This is a genomic window from Flavobacterium aerium (genome assembly GCF_030766725.1).
GTDB lineage: Bacteria > Bacteroidota > Bacteroidia > Flavobacteriales > Flavobacteriaceae > Flavobacterium > Flavobacterium aerium.
In genome coordinates this window covers 148415-163967 of sequence record NZ_JARQWR010000002.1, presented here as the reverse complement: position 1 = coordinate 163967, position 15553 = coordinate 148415, and the positions used below count along the sequence as shown (strand labels likewise).

At 33.9% G+C, this 15553-nt stretch carries 12 protein-coding genes; 4 read left to right on the top strand and 8 right to left on the bottom strand.

Annotated features, from left to right (window positions below):
• Window positions 1-70: 70 nt before the first annotated feature.
• From P6733_RS03330 to P6733_RS03320, 3 genes are all read right to left on the bottom strand, one after another.
• Window positions 71-1189, bottom strand: a complete 1119-nt coding sequence (locus P6733_RS03330) for a hypothetical protein (RefSeq protein WP_306350185.1) — start codon at window positions 1187-1189, stop codon at window positions 71-73.
• 317 nt (window positions 1190-1506) lie between these two features.
• Window positions 1507-2064: a DUF4256 domain-containing protein gene (locus P6733_RS03325; protein ID WP_306350184.1), complete on the bottom strand. Its 558-nt coding sequence runs from the start codon at window positions 2062-2064 to the stop codon at window positions 1507-1509.
• Between the two features lie 307 nt (window positions 2065-2371).
• Window positions 2372-2875, bottom strand: coding sequence for a DUF2911 domain-containing protein (locus tag P6733_RS03320; RefSeq protein ID WP_306350183.1), 504 nt, complete (start codon window positions 2873-2875; stop codon window positions 2372-2374).
• A gap of 313 nt (window positions 2876-3188) precedes the next feature.
• Here P6733_RS03320 and P6733_RS03315 point away from each other — a divergent pair, with 313 nt between their 5' ends.
• Genes P6733_RS03315 through P6733_RS03300 form a run of 4 tightly spaced genes read left to right on the top strand, consistent with a single transcriptional unit; the run spans window position 3189 to window position 7307 of the window.
• Window positions 3189-5105, top strand: a complete 1917-nt coding sequence (locus P6733_RS03315; RefSeq protein WP_306350182.1) for a DUF294 nucleotidyltransferase-like domain-containing protein — start codon at window positions 3189-3191, stop codon at window positions 5103-5105.
• Window position 5106: 1 nt separating this feature from the next.
• The gene (locus tag P6733_RS03310; protein WP_306350181.1) at window positions 5107-5718 is read left to right on the top strand and encodes an exonuclease domain-containing protein; all 612 of its coding nucleotides are present in this window, start codon (window positions 5107-5109) and stop codon (window positions 5716-5718) included.
• 20 nt (window positions 5719-5738) lie between these two features.
• Window positions 5739-6287: a Crp/Fnr family transcriptional regulator gene (locus P6733_RS03305; protein ID WP_306350180.1), complete on the top strand. Its 549-nt coding sequence runs from the start codon at window positions 5739-5741 to the stop codon at window positions 6285-6287.
• 60 nt (window positions 6288-6347) lie between these two features.
• Window positions 6348-7307 (top strand): quinone oxidoreductase family protein, encoded by a 960-nt coding sequence (locus P6733_RS03300; protein ID WP_306350179.1) that lies wholly within the window; start codon window positions 6348-6350, stop codon window positions 7305-7307.
• A 210-nt stretch (window positions 7308-7517) separates the two neighbouring features.
• On the opposite strand, the gene P6733_RS03295 is transcribed toward P6733_RS03300, so the two are convergent.
• From P6733_RS03295 to P6733_RS03275, 5 genes are all read right to left on the bottom strand, one after another.
• On the bottom strand, window positions 7518-8927 hold the full coding sequence (locus P6733_RS03295; RefSeq protein WP_306350178.1) for a TolC family protein: 1410 nt from the start codon (window positions 8925-8927) through the stop codon (window positions 7518-7520).
• 5 nt (window positions 8928-8932) lie between these two features.
• Window positions 8933-12082 (bottom strand): efflux RND transporter permease subunit, encoded by a 3150-nt coding sequence (locus tag P6733_RS03290; protein WP_306350177.1) that lies wholly within the window; start codon window positions 12080-12082, stop codon window positions 8933-8935.
• A gap of 47 nt (window positions 12083-12129) precedes the next feature.
• Entirely contained in the window at window positions 12130-13251 is a 1122-nt protein-coding gene (locus P6733_RS03285) for an efflux RND transporter periplasmic adaptor subunit (protein ID WP_306350176.1), read from the bottom strand.
• Window positions 13252-13544: 293 nt separating this feature from the next.
• Window positions 13545-14300: a LytR/AlgR family response regulator transcription factor gene (locus tag P6733_RS03280; protein ID WP_306350175.1), complete on the bottom strand. Its 756-nt coding sequence runs from the start codon at window positions 14298-14300 to the stop codon at window positions 13545-13547.
• Window positions 14301-14304: 4 nt separating this feature from the next.
• Entirely contained in the window at window positions 14305-15396 is a 1092-nt protein-coding gene (locus P6733_RS03275; protein WP_306350174.1) for a sensor histidine kinase, read from the bottom strand.
• Window positions 15397-15553 lie beyond the last annotated feature (157 nt).

The following is a 15553-nucleotide window of genomic DNA, read 5'->3' as shown; positions in this document are numbered from 1 at the left end:
ATCTATAGCTAAGATAAAAATTATACTGCAAAATCCCCCCATGCACCATTGTTGTATTCTAAAAATAGTACTACTCCATTTTCTTTAAATTCATCTGTACTGTATCCTTGTTTAAAATCATATTCCATTGCATGGATTTACCTTCAAATTTTTCAATCTGAACAGGAATAGTATCTGGTTTTGCAGGGTTATTATCATAATAAATCACTTGCAAAGCATCCTTTTTATCATCATATAAATACTTCATAAATGTAGTCGTACTATCTACATACATGTATGGATTTGTACCATAATAGAGTTTTCCTCGTTCTTCAAAATAAATCACTTTCCAAGCCAAACTGTCTTTTTCCCAAGCATTTTCAGCGATTATTTCTCCATTGCGTTTCATTGTTTCTACTTTCCATTTTCCAAAATATTTTTCAGAAAGACGCACACCATAACTATAATACATTACAAATAGGCAAGGTATTACGATGCATAATATACGAGCTACAGCACGTAATGTTTTACTACCTAAGGAAGGCAAAGTGTTTTTGTATTGTGTAAACAAAGCAATTACTTCCTTTTTTCGTTGAAGCAACAAATAGGTCAAACCTAAAGTTATTAAGATTGAAATGAAGATCGTTATAGGTCCAATACTGTAAAAAATATTAATCAATACTATATTAAAGAATACGGGTAAAAGGGTAACGACTCCCAGTAATACGGTACGTCTGAATAAAAGAAATATACTTCCGAAGATTTGGAATAAAGAAATGATTAAGGATAGGCCAAAAGAATATCCATAATATTTCCAAGTTAATTCCTGCCCTGTTAAGGTATCAAGTAACGAATTATCTAGATGATAAGAATAGGCAAAATTGACATCAAATATTTTTTCAAATCCATAAACTGAAATTTGAAATGCCAACCAATAACGCAAAAGGATAGTAAGCCAAGCAAGACACTTTGTCGAGTTAAAGGTTCCTTTTTTCTCTTTGTAATGCCAATAAAATGGGAAAATAATAGAAAAGAGCAAAGCAATTAACAACGATAATACTCCTGCCATGTTTATAAATTGGGCTAATTTGCCCGGTAAAAGCGGTAAGACTACAGTAAGAGACGAATTGACAGCACCAACGATGGCTAGAAAGCATATCGCAAATTTTGAAAACCAATTGGAACTTTTTTGTGTTTCTGCTGTAATCATAGTAAAATGAGTTTTAGTTATTAATTTCTTATTTATTCAACCGTGAAAGTACAATTGATGCTGTAATAATAATAAATTTTTTAGTTAAAAAAATACGACTTCCGCAATAATCAATCCTAAATCAATGAGTTATTCGTATTCAAATTAAAGAATTTACAAACTATACAATTGATTTACAGCAATCTAACGATACAAATTCGAAAGGAGGGGAGTTAATAATCAGACAAAAAAAATCCCGAAATTAATCGGGATCTATGTTATAAAAAGAAATATTAGATTATCGAAAAATTGAATATCTATTCGACATTTATACAAAATTAGACACTTACTGAACCTCGAAATCCTCTGGCAGCATAATAGGATTCTGCACCATTATGATACAGAAATACAGTATCATAGCGACGATCACAAAAAAGTGCACCACCAAGTTTTCGTATCGCTGCAGGTGTTTCAATCCAGCTTGAGGTTTTCAAATCGAAATTCCCGAATTGCTGTAGGAATCGATATTGTTCTTCTGTTAAAAGCGCAACACCCATATCTTTTGCCATTTTCACAGCGCTATTACTCGGTTTATGTTCTTTTCTTGAATCCAATGCTTCTTGATCAAAACAAATACTTCTTCGCCCTTTAGGACTTTCCACAGCACAATCAAAGAACAAATATTCATCTGTATTCTGATTATATCCAACAACATCTGGCTCACCATCCGTTTTTTCCATTTCGTTGAGTGACCATAATTTTTCAGGATGTGCTTTTAATTTTGTTAACACATTTGTCCAATCAAGATCTTGGTGGCGATTTTTGTTTTTCTCAAAACGAGTTTTCAAAATCTGAAGTAATTCTTCTTGTTGTTCTAATGACAATTCTTTTTTCATACTGTTTCTAATTTATAATTTCTGATTTGGTTATGTAAATTTAAAACAGATTACAATATGATATAGGTATAAATACAAACTATTTTAACAAAGCGCTAGACACAAAGGCTTTATAAAGGTATACAACTCAAAATTGAGCCTGTTTTTTCACTCAAAATCAAGAGAATTTGGTATATCTTATTTTGCTCTATAATTTATATTATGTAAAATAGATAATTTTAAACCCTCATTACTACTCAGAATTTAATGATCATAAAAAAAGCATTACCTTTTGAGTAATGCTTCATAACCATGTTGTATTTTAATATTATTTTACACTGATTGGAATATCCCAATTCTCCCAGCTTACTACAACTTTATTCTTTTCTACTTTATAAACAAGTTTCTCGTTTAACGCAGCCGATTTTTGTTGTTTTACTGTAACACGCAATTGATCCTTTTTTTCGTCATATTTATAAGAACCCCATTGTTTAGCTTCTTTATTAAAAATGATTACACATTCTTTTTCTTTTGGGATGATAAAAAACGCATATTTTCCTGCAGGCAATTCTTTTCCTTCAATAGTTAGTTTTTTATCCGTTTCAAATGTAGTTGCATCATTCGCACCAGCACGCCATACTTCATTGTAAGGAACTAATGTTCCCCATATTTTGCGCTCTTTTACAGATGGACTGCCATAATTAATTGTAATATTAGCGCCATTAATTACACCTGTAGCAGTTGTTGCAGGACTTTCTTTTTTCTGTGCATTTACAAATGTTGTTGTTATAAAAGCGACAATTAATAAAGCAATTCTGGTTTTAGTTTTCATATAGTATTGTTTATTGGTTACTGAAATAAGATATAAATATATGTAAATATAGTAAAATTTAAAACGAAATAATAGATCAAAAATCTATCCTTTTCATCTTAACAATTTCATTCCTATTTTACATAATATAACAAGCATATTGCGCTATTTATGATAAAATAAAGACATTATCACTGTATTATATCAAATTATATACTGTATGTATTATGAATCTGGCAACGATCTATACTATTCTTTAAAAAACAAATATTTCTTAGAATATGATTTCGTTCTCACGTTTTAATTTATTAATTTTAGAATTTTATACCTAACTATGAAAAATTCTATTGCAGAACGTATTGCCGATTTTATCAAGAATTTCCCGCCATTCAGTTCACTGAACTACACGGATTTACTTAAAATAGCCATTGAGGTTAGAGTAATTTACTTGGAAAAAAACAAAACATTATTTCAAATAAATGATCCTTGTCACGACAGTTTTTACATTGTAAAAGATGGTGCTATTGGTTTATCTGTTACTTCGGATGCCGAAGAAACTTTAATTGATAAATGTGATGAAGGTGATATTCTCGGTTTGAGACCTTTCTTTGCAAAAGATAACTATCTCATGACTGCTAAGGCTCGTGAGGAAACTATTGTATATGCTATTCCTATAGTAGCCTTCAATCCTTTCGTAGAAACGAACAAGGATGTGCTTAGTTTTTTACTGGAAAGTTTTGCTTCAAATACGCGTAATCCTTATGATAAAGAAAATCGCGGTAAATTAATTTCTGGTAACATATTATTTGATGACAAACAATCTGAAATTCAGAATTTTCAATCAATCAAATACAGTAAAAACCCAATTACAGCACTACCTAATGCTATTGTAAAAGATATTGCTCAATTGATGACGCAATACAAAATTGATAGTATTTTAATCCAAAATAACGACTTCCCTATCGGTATTGTTACCGATAAAGATTTGCGTACAAAAATTGCCACTGGAATGATTCCAATTACAGCAGAAGTTCAAAAAATAATGACTTCTCCAGTAATCACTGTACCCGAAAATATATCGGTTGCAGAAGCTCAATTACAGATGCTTAAAAATGAAGTTTCACACTTATGTGTTACTTCCGATGGTTCACCAAAATCAATCATAAAAGGAATCATTACTGATAATGATGTTATTGTAGCACAAGCAAATAACCCTGGTGTATTAATCAAAGAGATTAAGCGTGCTTTATGGTCTAAAGACTTGAAACGCATACGCGAAAAGCTATCGGAATTCAACCTAAGTTCGATACAAAAAAATATACCTTTATCGCATATTACTAATATCACAAACGAAATCAATTCGGCAATTACGAAGCAGGCTATAGATTTGGCTATTGAAAAATTAGGGCCACCCCCTACTCTTTTCACTTGGCTAACTTTTGGTAGTCAGGCACGTGAAGAACAAATCTTATTGACAGATCAGGATAATGCCTTAGTATTTGATGATGTTGATGAAGAAAATTATGATGATGTAAAAGATTATTTCCTACGATTAGCTGAAAAAGTTACGCGTACGCTGGAAAAAGTAGGTTATGAAATTTCTCCAGACAATATGGTAGCCAGCAACCCTATGTGGTGCAAATCATTGACGGACTGGAAAAAACAATTCAATGTTTGGATCAATACGCCTGGTGAAAAAGGAGCTTTGGCTTCTAGTACTTTCTTTGATTTTGAATATACTTACGGAGATACTGCCTTAATGAATCAGCTTTCGGAAAGTATATTCCTCAATATGGAAAACAAGCAAAAATTCTATGCTTATTTGGCCAATGTTGCCTTGAAAAACCCACCACCATTAGGTTTCTTCAGACAATTTCTAGTGGAAACAGATGGCGAACACAAAGATACCTTTGATATTAAACTTCGTGCCTTGACGCCATTAATTGATGCTGCACGAATATTAATCATCAGTCATGGTGTAAAGGGTATTAATAATACTTATTTACGCTTAAAACAATTGGCTATTTTGGAACCACAGCATGCCGATTTGTTCCAAGAATGTGCCGATGCCTTTATTATTTTATCAAAATTCAGAACATTAGAAGGTTTTAAAAATAATGATTCGGGACGCTACCTAAATCTTAACGAATTATCTAAAACAGACAAAGTGAAACTGAAAAATTGTTTCCAGCCTATACACGATATTCAAGAGTTAGTCAAGCACCGTTTCCAACTTACTTATTTCACTTAATATGTTAGACTGGTTAAAGAATAAACAGCATCCGCCCTATTGGCAAAAGTATCTCTCCCTCTTTGAAAATGAAGATAAAAAAGTAGGAGAAGAAAAACGATTTGTAATCTTTGATACCGAAACTACTGGATTAGATGTACAAAATGATGTTGTACTTTCTATCGGTGCCGTTGGTATTATAGGGGATAGTATTGTTGTGAAGGATTATTTGGAAATCTATATCGAACAGGAAAAGTTTGATGCTGTAGGTGTAACTGTTCATGGTATTTTACGAAATGGCAAAGAAACCAAAATCTCTGAGGAAGAAGCAATGACTTTATTTCTTGATTATATTGGCAATGCTACTTTGGTAGGACATCACGTGCATTTTGACGTGGCTATGGTTAATGAAATTCTGGAACGATTGGATTTAGGAAAGCTAAAAAATGAAACTTTTGATACGGATTTAATGTATCAAAAGTGGAAAAACATCATGAAAGATACTGTGATTACACTGGATGAGCTTTGTGATATTTTTAAAGTTTCCAAAAGTCACAGACATACCGCCGCAGGTGATTCCTTTATCATTGCTTTAATTTTTCTAAAATTAAAAGCTCGATTGGGTTTAAAATAATAATTCGTTAATCCTGTCTATTGAACGAAAAAAATACTACAATTACTGAAATCACTACTCTTTTAAGCGAACATGGTTTAGAAGAAATACAAGTAAGCGCCAAAACAATTTTACTAAAAGAAGGCGAAAAAGCAACCAAAGTTTACATTGTAAAATCAGGCTGCTTACGTATGTGGCTCAATCACAATGGTAATGATATTACAAGTCAATTCTTTTTTGAAGATACCATTGTTGCCTCTATGGAGAGCCTTCTTACGAATCAACCTAGTAATTTTAATCTAGAAACTATTGAAGATTGTACTTTATATGTCATAGGACGAGAATCTTTTGTACCCTTATTAAAAGAAAATACATTCGTTAAAGAATGGTTCAATGCGATGATTTTAGATCGTTTCTATTATTATTCGAAACATATTCTAACTTACCTAAAAGATAAACCACAGGATCGTTATATCGAATTACTTAAAAAAAATCCACACATCTTTCAGCGTGTACCTCAGCATTATATCGCTTCGTATCTAGGAATTACTTCTGTTTCACTCAGTAGAATTAGAAATAGAAAGGTTTAATTAACAATTGTTATTGTCCACTACTGCTCCATCATTGAACTTTGCATAAAAATTCAGACTATGAAAGCAGCAATATTACATACTTTAGGGACAAATCCGAAATTCGAAAATTTTGAAACTCCTGAACCTCAACAAGAAAATCAGGTTTTAATTACCGTTAAGGCTTCTTCATTAAAGCAATTGGATAAATCCAAAGCAAGTGGCAAGCATTATACAAAATATCCTTATTTCCCAATTGCTGTAGGCGTCGATGGAACGGGAATTCTAGAAGATGGTACCCGAATATATGCTTCAGGCCTGACTGGAATGTTTGCCGAAAAAGCATTAGTTGAAAAAGATCATTGGACCATTCTACCCGATGGAATAGATTTCGAAACGGCTGCCGCCCTACCCAATGCCTTGATTGGCTCCGATATGGCATTACTCTATCGCGCAGAAATCAAAAAGGGAGATGTCATATTGATTAATGGCGCTACTGGTGTAACGGGAAAAATTGCCGTTCAAATGGCAAGATATCGTGGTGCTTCAAAAGTTATTGTCACGGGCCGTAATGCTAAAATTCTAGAAGAGTTGAAAGAACTTGGTGCAGATGAAGTTATTTCACTTCAAGATAGTTACAATTCGATTATTGAACAATTGACTATTATTCACAACACTAACCCTATTGATATTGTTTTGGATTACTTATGGGGTCATCCTATGGAATTAATCCTAACAGCTTTTAAAAATACAACGCCTCGCAAAATCAAAATTGTCACAGTGGGTGAAATGGCTGGAGCTACAATTTCTTTAACATCCAGTCAGTTAAGAAGTATGCCTATTGAATTATTAGGATCTGGTATAGGAAGCATTTCAAGAGAAACTTTTGCCATCTACATGAAAGACATACTTCCGAGCTTATTCCAGTTGGTTGCTGATGGTATCCTAAAAATAGACATTGAAACCGTAGAGTTAAAAGATATTGAAATGGTATGGTCAAAAAATGATTTGCCTGGAAAAAGAACAGTCGTTAGAATATAACGACTGTTCTTATTATGCTTTTGTAATTCTAAAGATAAATTGATTTTATCTACCATGGCATCTGCACCCATGTATTTATAATAGAATGTGGGATATCCAGCAAAAGACAAGTGGATGGAAAGTAAAATAAACGACTAAAAAATGATTTGAACTTATCTCTAATTAAAATGCTCTAGCACAATTGTACTAGAGCATTTTTTTATTCAGTCTTTATTCTACACCACCACCTAGTGCACGATACAAATCTGTAGAGGCATTGAGCTGTTCCAGTTTGATATTAATTACTTCAAGATCATTTTGGAGTGCATTATTTTGTGCTGTGATTACTTCTAAATAATTGGCCATTCCACTTTTGTATAATAGCATCGCATTAGTAGTTGCTTTTTCCAATGAAATTGATTTTTGGCGGACTAATTCCATGCGTTCTTCTGCATATTTTAATTTTGACATAGCATCTGAAACTTCGCCAACGGCTACAATAAATGATTGTTTAAATTGAATAACTGCTTTCTCTTGTTCAATAGCAGCAACTTCATAGGCTGTACGCAAAGAACGTTTTTTGAAAATTGGCTGTATCAAATTGGCTGCTAATGTTTTGGTGATGGATCCTGGAAAATCAAACCAAGTATCAAATTCAAAAGAGGTAGCTCCTATCGATGGGGAAATACTCAATGTTGGATACATCGTTGCTTTTGCAAGACCTGTTTTAGCATTGGCAGACATCACTGCGTATTCGCTTGCTTTAACATCTGGTCTTCTACTCAACAGTGAGGCAGGAATTCCTGATGGGAAAACGGAGGTAAATTCAACTTCAACAAGACTTCCAGAACGTTTTATACTATCAGGATATTCTCCACATAGAATTTGTAACCCATTTTCTTGAATTGCTATATTTCTCTTAGCTAAAGGAATTAATAATTCTGCAGTTTTTTTCTGTGCTTCAGTTTGATGAACTGCTAGTGAACTAATAGTTCCAGACACGTACTGTAACTGCATCATAGTCAATGTACTTTCTGTTAAATTAATATTCTTTTGCGCAATCTTAAGTTCTTCATCAAGTCCTAATAAATTGTAATAAGCTTGAGTTACTTGAACTATAATTCTAGTTTTCAAAGCAGAAAGATTTTCTTTCTGTGCGAAGTAATTTGCTTTGGCTTCTCTTTTTTGCATTGCTGCTTTCCCCCATATATCGGCTTCCCAAGATAAACGGAAATTTGCGTTGTAATCATCTAGATATTTTTTCCCTGTAAATTGTTCGCTTAAGGAACCATTCAGTGAATTTTTAGATTGAAACGTACGACTTCCTCCAGCATCAAAATCAAGAGTTGGTACTAAGGACAACTTTGCTTGCTTATAATTAAGATCTAATTGCTCCATACTCTTCATAGCAACTAATACCTCATTATTTTTCACCAATGCTTTTTCTATTAAATCAACCAATAAAGGATCTTTATAGAAGCTTTTCCATGGAAGCAGAATAGTATCTCCTGTTACGCTTACTTCTTCCCGATACTTTTCGGGTGTATTTAAATCAGGACGTGAATACTTTTTCCCTACAACACAGGATGACAGTACCAAGCCAGCAAATACGGAAATTATTAATGTATGTATAACTTTCATTATTCTTATTTTATCGTTTGAATTGTATTTTTCTTACCGCCTACTTTTTCCTGTAGATATTGAAAGAGTATAAACAGTAACGGAATCACAAAAACACCCAGTATTACACCACTCAACATTCCGATAGCGGCACTTACGCTTATGGATCTATTTCCTACTGCTGTTCCACCAGAAGCAAACATCAGGGGCACCATACCTACGATAAAGGCGAGGGATGTCATGATAATCGGTCTCAATCTCGATTTAGCTCCTTCTATAGCCGCATCTACTATTGATAGGCCTGCATTACGTCTTTGAAGTCCAAATTCAACAATCAAAATTGCATTTTTGGCCAATAGTCCAACAAGCATAATCAAACCGACCTGAACATAGATATTATTATCAAGACCTACTGCCTTGATTCCTGCAAAAGCGCCCAATATACCTGTAGGTATAGAAAGAAGTACGGCAAGTGGTAATAAGTAGCTTTCGTATTGTGCAGCCAACAAAAAGAAAACAAAAAGTAGGCATAGTCCAAATATGGCAATCGTTTGGCTTCCTCCCGATTTTTCTTCTAGACTTAATCCTGTCCACTCATAACTATAATCTGATGGGAGTTTATTCAATACTGTTTCTAGTGTACCCATAATTTCTCCATTACTATATCCGGGTAAGGCTATGGCTGTAATATTTACAGAATTGTACAAATTATAACGATCTACTGATTCTGGCCCATAAACTTTATGTAGTTTAACAATCGATTTTATAGGTACCATTTCCATTTTAGAGTTGCGTACAAATATTTCATTGAAGGCATCTTCGTCTGTTCTGAAAATACCATCTGCTTTTACATTTACTCTATAAAATTTACCAAATCTTGAAAAATCTGCCGATTGATCTCCTGCAAAATAGGTTTGTATATTGTTTAGCAATTCTCGTATGCTCACACCCATTTGTCGAGCTTTATCTTCATCTACTTCCAATTCTAGCTGTGGATAATCTGCTCTAAAGGTGGTATAAGCATATTGTACGCCCGGTTGCTGCATAATCTGCCCTATTACTTTATCTGCCATTGCTTTTAATATAGCAGGATTTCTTGCTGTTCGATCTTGTAGAACAATTTCAGCTCCACTTGTTACACCAAATCCTTCTACTGGTGGCATTCTCAATACCATGATAGAACCTTCTTTAATACCTGATAATTTACCACTCACCGTATTCAGTACTGCATCAATATCTTTGATTTCTCCTCTGTCTTTCTTCGGCTTTAGTTTAATAAATCCTAAACCGTATGCTGCACTAGAGCTATTACTCAAAATATTAAATCCTGTTATACTTGTATGATTATCAATTGCCTCAACTGTTGCAAGCTTTTTCTCAATCTTCTCTACTACTTTCGTTGTACGGTCTAAGGCTGTTCCCGGAGGCATCGATAAACTGTATATCATAAATCCATCATCTTCAAGTGGCACAAAACTCTTCGGAGTGGAAATCATCATGAATATTGCAATCGCACTAATCCCTGTAACTAATCCTGCTGCCAACCATTTTCTATTGATTAAAAAGCGAACGCCACTAATGTATCGACCTGTCAGATTATTGAAACTAGTATTAAATCCTGTAAAAAAACGTTCTTTAAATCCTACTTGATGACTATTTCCTTCTGAGTCTCCCTTATGGTTACTCTTAAGAAGTAACGCACACAAAGCAGGTGTAAGTGTAAGCGCATTTACTGCTGATATTATAATTGCAATTGCTAATGTATAGGCAAACTGCTTATAGAAAATTCCCGATGATCCCGTCATGAAACCGATGGGAATGAACACTGCCGACATTACCAAGGTAATGGAAATAACTGCTCCCGTAATTTCCGACATTGCATTATGGGTCGCTTCTTTGGCCGTTAGGCTCGAATCTTCTTCCATCTTACTGTGTACTGCCTCAACTACGACAATAGCATCATCGACCACAATACCAATGGCGAGCACTAATGCAAAAAGCGTTAGAATGTTAATCGTAAAACCGAGTATTAACAAAAAGAAAAAGGTACCTATAATCGCTACTGGTACAGCTATTGCAGGAATAATAGTGGAACGAATATCTTGTAAGAAAATAAAAACGACAATGAATACCAGAATAAAAGCTTCTAATAGCGTTGATTTTACTTGACCTGTAGCTTCGTCCAATCTTTCTTTGGTACTCATTACATTCACATACTTTACTCCCGGAGGAAAAGATCTGGATAGCCTTTTAATCTCTTTATTGATTCCAATCTCAATATCATTCGCATTTGAACCTGATGTCTGTAAAATAGCTAGTGTTACGGCATTTAATCCGTTTGATTTATTATCACCATTGTACGATATCGATCCAAATTCTACTCGAGCAACATCTTTAAGTCGTAACAGATTATTTCCATCATTTTTAACCACAATATTTTCATATTGTTCAGGTTTATTCTTCTTTCCTTTGTATCGGATTACATATTCTAAAGCTGCCTTTGATTCTTCACCCAGTTTACCTGGAGCAGATTCTAAACTTTGGTCGGCAATAGCTTGAGTTACATCGGAAGGAATCAGGCCCGCATTTGCCATTTTACGTGGATCAAGCCATATTCTCATCGAATAATCTTTCGCTCCAAAAATCTGTACCTGTCCTACACCTGCAACACGTTTTATCTGAGGTACAAGATTGATATTGGCATAATTTTGCAAAAACAATTCATCGTATTTATTATTATCTTCTGTATAGAGATTGAAAATAACAATCATACTATTTTGCTGCTTTGATGTTGTCAATCCCATTCTGATTACCTCTTGTGGTAATTTTGGAGTGGCTTGTTGTACTCTGTTTTGTACATTCACTGCAGCTTGATCTGGATCAACGCCTTGCTTAAAGATGACACTGATTGTAAATGACCCATCATTACTTGCAGTAGATTTTATGTACTGCATATTCTCTACTCCATTAATCTGTTCTTCCAATGGTGTTACTACCGAACGGATAACGGTTTCACTATTCCCTCCCGGATAAGAACCACTTACCATAACAGTTGGCGGAGAAATATCTGGAAACCTTGTTACCGATAATCTTGTAAGACCTATGATACCTAATATCACCAAAACAATGGAGATAACTGTAGCCAATACCGGCCTGTCTATTATTTTTTTTAACATGGAAAATGTTATTATATATTAAAAAGAAAATTATTTATTGTCTAGTGTCATTGCCCTACTTTTGGAACAACTTCCGAACCATCATAAAGTGCATCAATGTTATTTAAGGCAATCTTATCTCCTGCTTTAACCCCACTTTTCACAAAATAATTTGAACCAGAGTTTCCTGCTATCTCAATAGGTACCATCGCCACTTTATTGTCTTTATTCAGAACATAAACAAAGAATTTGTCTTGTATGTCTTTCACACTTGCCATAGGAACTGTAATCACTGAGGATAAACTATTGTTCAACACAATACGGGCTGAACCTCCTGAGCGCAAGTATTTTTTAGGGTTTGGGAAAATCGCTTTTAAAGCAATTGTACCTGTCGAGCGGTCTATGTTACCACTAGCAACTTCTAAGGTTCCTTTGTGCTCATACAAACTATTATCGGCTAAAATCAAACTAACGGTACTATTGGATTTTATATCTTTTATGAAAGTGAGATAGTCTGATTCGCTAAGTGAAAAATATACAAACACATTGTCTATTTCAGATAGAATAGTCAATGGTACAGCATCTGTTGGGGTAACTAAATTTCCAATACGATTTGGTATACGGCTGATATAACCGCTTACTGGCGCTTTAATCAACGAAAAATCAGCATTAAGTTGTGAAGATCCTAATAAGGCTTTGGCTTGTGCTACCTGAGCTTCTGCTGCTTCATAATTGGCTTGTGCTGTTTTCAATTGCATCTCCGAAAATACTTTTCCTTCTACAAGTGGCTTTATCTTTTCAATTTCCAACTTTGCATTGGCCAAGTTCGCTAATGCATTCTTATAGGCAGCTCGGCTATTATTCACTTGTTCGGCAAATACATCGCCTTTAATTTTAAATAATGATTGCCCTTTGTTTACATAATCGCCTTCTTTTACATAGATGGCTTCAAGATATCCGGATACTTGTGCTTTTATATCGACATTGACGGTTCCTTCAATAATTCCAGGATATTTTTTTTCTACTTCACCAGTAACTGATTTGGCTTCAAAAAAATCAACTTCAGGTTTTGGAGCACCCAAAGCGTCATTGTTTTCACCACCTTTCCCACACGATGAGAGACTTGTGATAATCAATAAAAATAACACTTGATGTAGTGTTCTATAATTTTGGAAAAAATGTTTTGTCATTTTATGTATATTAATAGATTCATAGAATTTAATGACAAAAGAACAGCGTAAATGGGCTTTTGAGATAGGGTAATTGACTGAAGCGTAATTTTTAGTTACTGAAGTGAAGAATACTCAATCTGAGAAAAATCGAGTCTGGGCAATAGAGACAGTAATCTATAATTAGCCCGCTATAAAGGGTGGTTCTATGCGTTGGTTGTAGAAATAGTACAGAAATCCTGAATAGGAAAATGGTTCTTACTGTATTTTCTTATTCGGTATTATTTATCTTTATTTGACAAAAACAGATACTTTTATCGATCCATCCATTGTTTAAAAAAGGGAGCTTTTTCTCGGCTGATGATGACTTCTCGTTCTGGATCGCCTTTGAGTTGTATTTTTAGTTTTGCATTAAAGTAATTTGCAATGGACTTTATACTTTCTGCTCGAATAAAGAATTGTCGATTTGCCCGAAAAAAAACATCTGGATCCATTGCTTCATCTAACTCTTCCATGGTTTGAGGGATTGGTACTATCATACCATTTTTAAGAAAGAGGTGTGATGTTTTAAATTCTGAAAATATGAAATCAATTTCAGTAACGTCAACACTTTTATAACCATCTCGATAGTTGACTAAGAAGCGCATACGAAAAGCAGGCTTGTTTAAAAATCCTTTGATAATCCCCGCAATATCATTCGTAATGTTTTCAACTTTCGATAATGAGTTAAATTTATTTAAGGCATATTCCAACTCTTTCTTTTCAATAGGTTTCATTAAGTAATCAATACTATTGACTTTAAAAGCTCTTACTGCATACTCATCATAGGCTGTTGTGAATATAACTGGGCAGGTGATTTTTACTTTTTCAAAAATTGTAAAACTGATTCCATCTGCCAAACGAATGTCCATTGTAATTAAATCGGGCATAGGATTAGTATTAAGCCATGCAATTGTGCCTTCTACTGTATCCAAAATAGCTAATACTTCACTATCGGGTTCTAATTCCTCTAGTAATCTCTTCAGCCGATTGGCATTAATATTTTCATCTTCAATGATTAAAACTTTCATATTCTTATAGTAAAGGTAGACGTACGTAATAAAATCCTTCTGATTCAAAAAAATCAGGCATTCGATCAAACAATATTTTATATCTAAATTTAATGTTTTTATGCCCAATACCTGTAGAAACCAGACTCTTACCGGACGTTGGTTGTAAAACATTTTTTACTACAATATCATTTCCATCAGAATAAATGAATATCGTAAGTGGATTTGATAATGTGGCTATATTATGTTTTACTGCATTTTCCACCAAGAGTTGTAATGTCAATGGTGGCATATGAAGATCCATATGTGTAGCATCAATCTGTACTTCCAATTCTATTTTATTCTCAAGACGTTTCTTTAGTAGATAAAAATAAGCATTCAGAAACTCGATTTCTTCTTTCACCGTAATTGTATCTCTGTTGAGATTAGAAATCATGTAACGGTACACCTTTGTAATATTCTCTAGAAATAATGCAGCGGAATTCTGGTCTTCATGGATTAATTCTGTTAGCGCACTGAAATTATTGAAGATGAAGTGAGGATCAAGTTGGAGTTTTAAGGATTCTAATTCAGATCGCGTTACAGCTTCTTGGAGTTGAGAAGCTTTAATTTTTAATTCTGCTGCCTCTTCTGAAGTTACACGCCAACGATTGAGCAGAAATATTCCGGTATGAATAAAACTTATAAAAATGGACAATATCCCTGCCATTAGATTGGATTGCCATATCAATACAAGTTCACTTTCTTTTAATGGAGCCCAAGAATATATGTATTGCCACAAATAGGAAAAGATATAATTCAACAGAATGTTTCCTACTATCAAGAATAAAAACTGTAAACAGGCTCTAAACAGTGGACTTTGGTCCCAACTAATCCAGTGATTCAGGCCACGTCCTACAAAAAGACTTAATTCTGTCAATAGCGTACAATATAGTAAAATCACAACTATATCTACAGTCCAATCAAAAGCCATAATGGTTTCATCTAATTCCTGGTAAGGATTGAGAATGAAATACATGAAAATATAAATCAGAAAAACTACTGGTATTACAACGATTCTGTAGTACTTATAGAAAAAATTCTTCTCGGAAGGACGATTTAGAGCAGTAGAATCCATATATAAAATTTACGATCACAAGCAGAATAGTACCTTAATTGACCTTTTTGATTAACAAAGGTAAAAAATTGTAATCCTCAATTGATTTGAAATCTCCCAAACACCATTAATTCGATACGAAACATAAGAATTGGCTCCCAAAACGGAAACATCCATT

Excerpts from the sequence above, each read along its gene's own strand:
- P6733_RS03330 (WP_306350185.1), bottom strand. The coding sequence starts at position 1,189 with ATGATTACAGCAGAAACACAAAAAAGTTCCAATTGGTTTTCAAAATTT.
- P6733_RS03325 (WP_306350184.1), bottom strand. The coding sequence starts at position 2,064 with ATGAAAAAAGAATTGTCATTAGAACAACAAGAAGAATTACTTCAGATT.
- P6733_RS03320 (WP_306350183.1), bottom strand. The coding sequence starts at position 2,875 with ATGAAAACTAAAACCAGAATTGCTTTATTAATTGTCGCTTTTATAACA.
- P6733_RS03315 (WP_306350182.1), top strand. The coding sequence starts at position 3,189 with ATGAAAAATTCTATTGCAGAACGTATTGCCGATTTTATCAAGAATTTC.
- P6733_RS03310 (WP_306350181.1), top strand. The coding sequence starts at position 5,107 with ATGTTAGACTGGTTAAAGAATAAACAGCATCCGCCCTATTGGCAAAAG.
- P6733_RS03300 (WP_306350179.1), top strand. The coding sequence starts at position 6,348 with ATGAAAGCAGCAATATTACATACTTTAGGGACAAATCCGAAATTCGAA.
- P6733_RS03295 (WP_306350178.1), bottom strand. The coding sequence starts at position 8,927 with ATGAAAGTTATACATACATTAATAATTTCCGTATTTGCTGGCTTGGTA.
- P6733_RS03290 (WP_306350177.1), bottom strand. The coding sequence starts at position 12,082 with ATGTTAAAAAAAATAATAGACAGGCCGGTATTGGCTACAGTTATCTCC.
- P6733_RS03285 (WP_306350176.1), bottom strand. The coding sequence starts at position 13,251 with ATGACAAAACATTTTTTCCAAAATTATAGAACACTACATCAAGTGTTA.
- P6733_RS03280 (WP_306350175.1), bottom strand. The coding sequence starts at position 14,300 with ATGAAAGTTTTAATCATTGAAGATGAAAATATTAATGCCAATCGGCTG.
- P6733_RS03275 (WP_306350174.1), bottom strand. The coding sequence starts at position 15,396 with ATGGATTCTACTGCTCTAAATCGTCCTTCCGAGAAGAATTTTTTCTAT.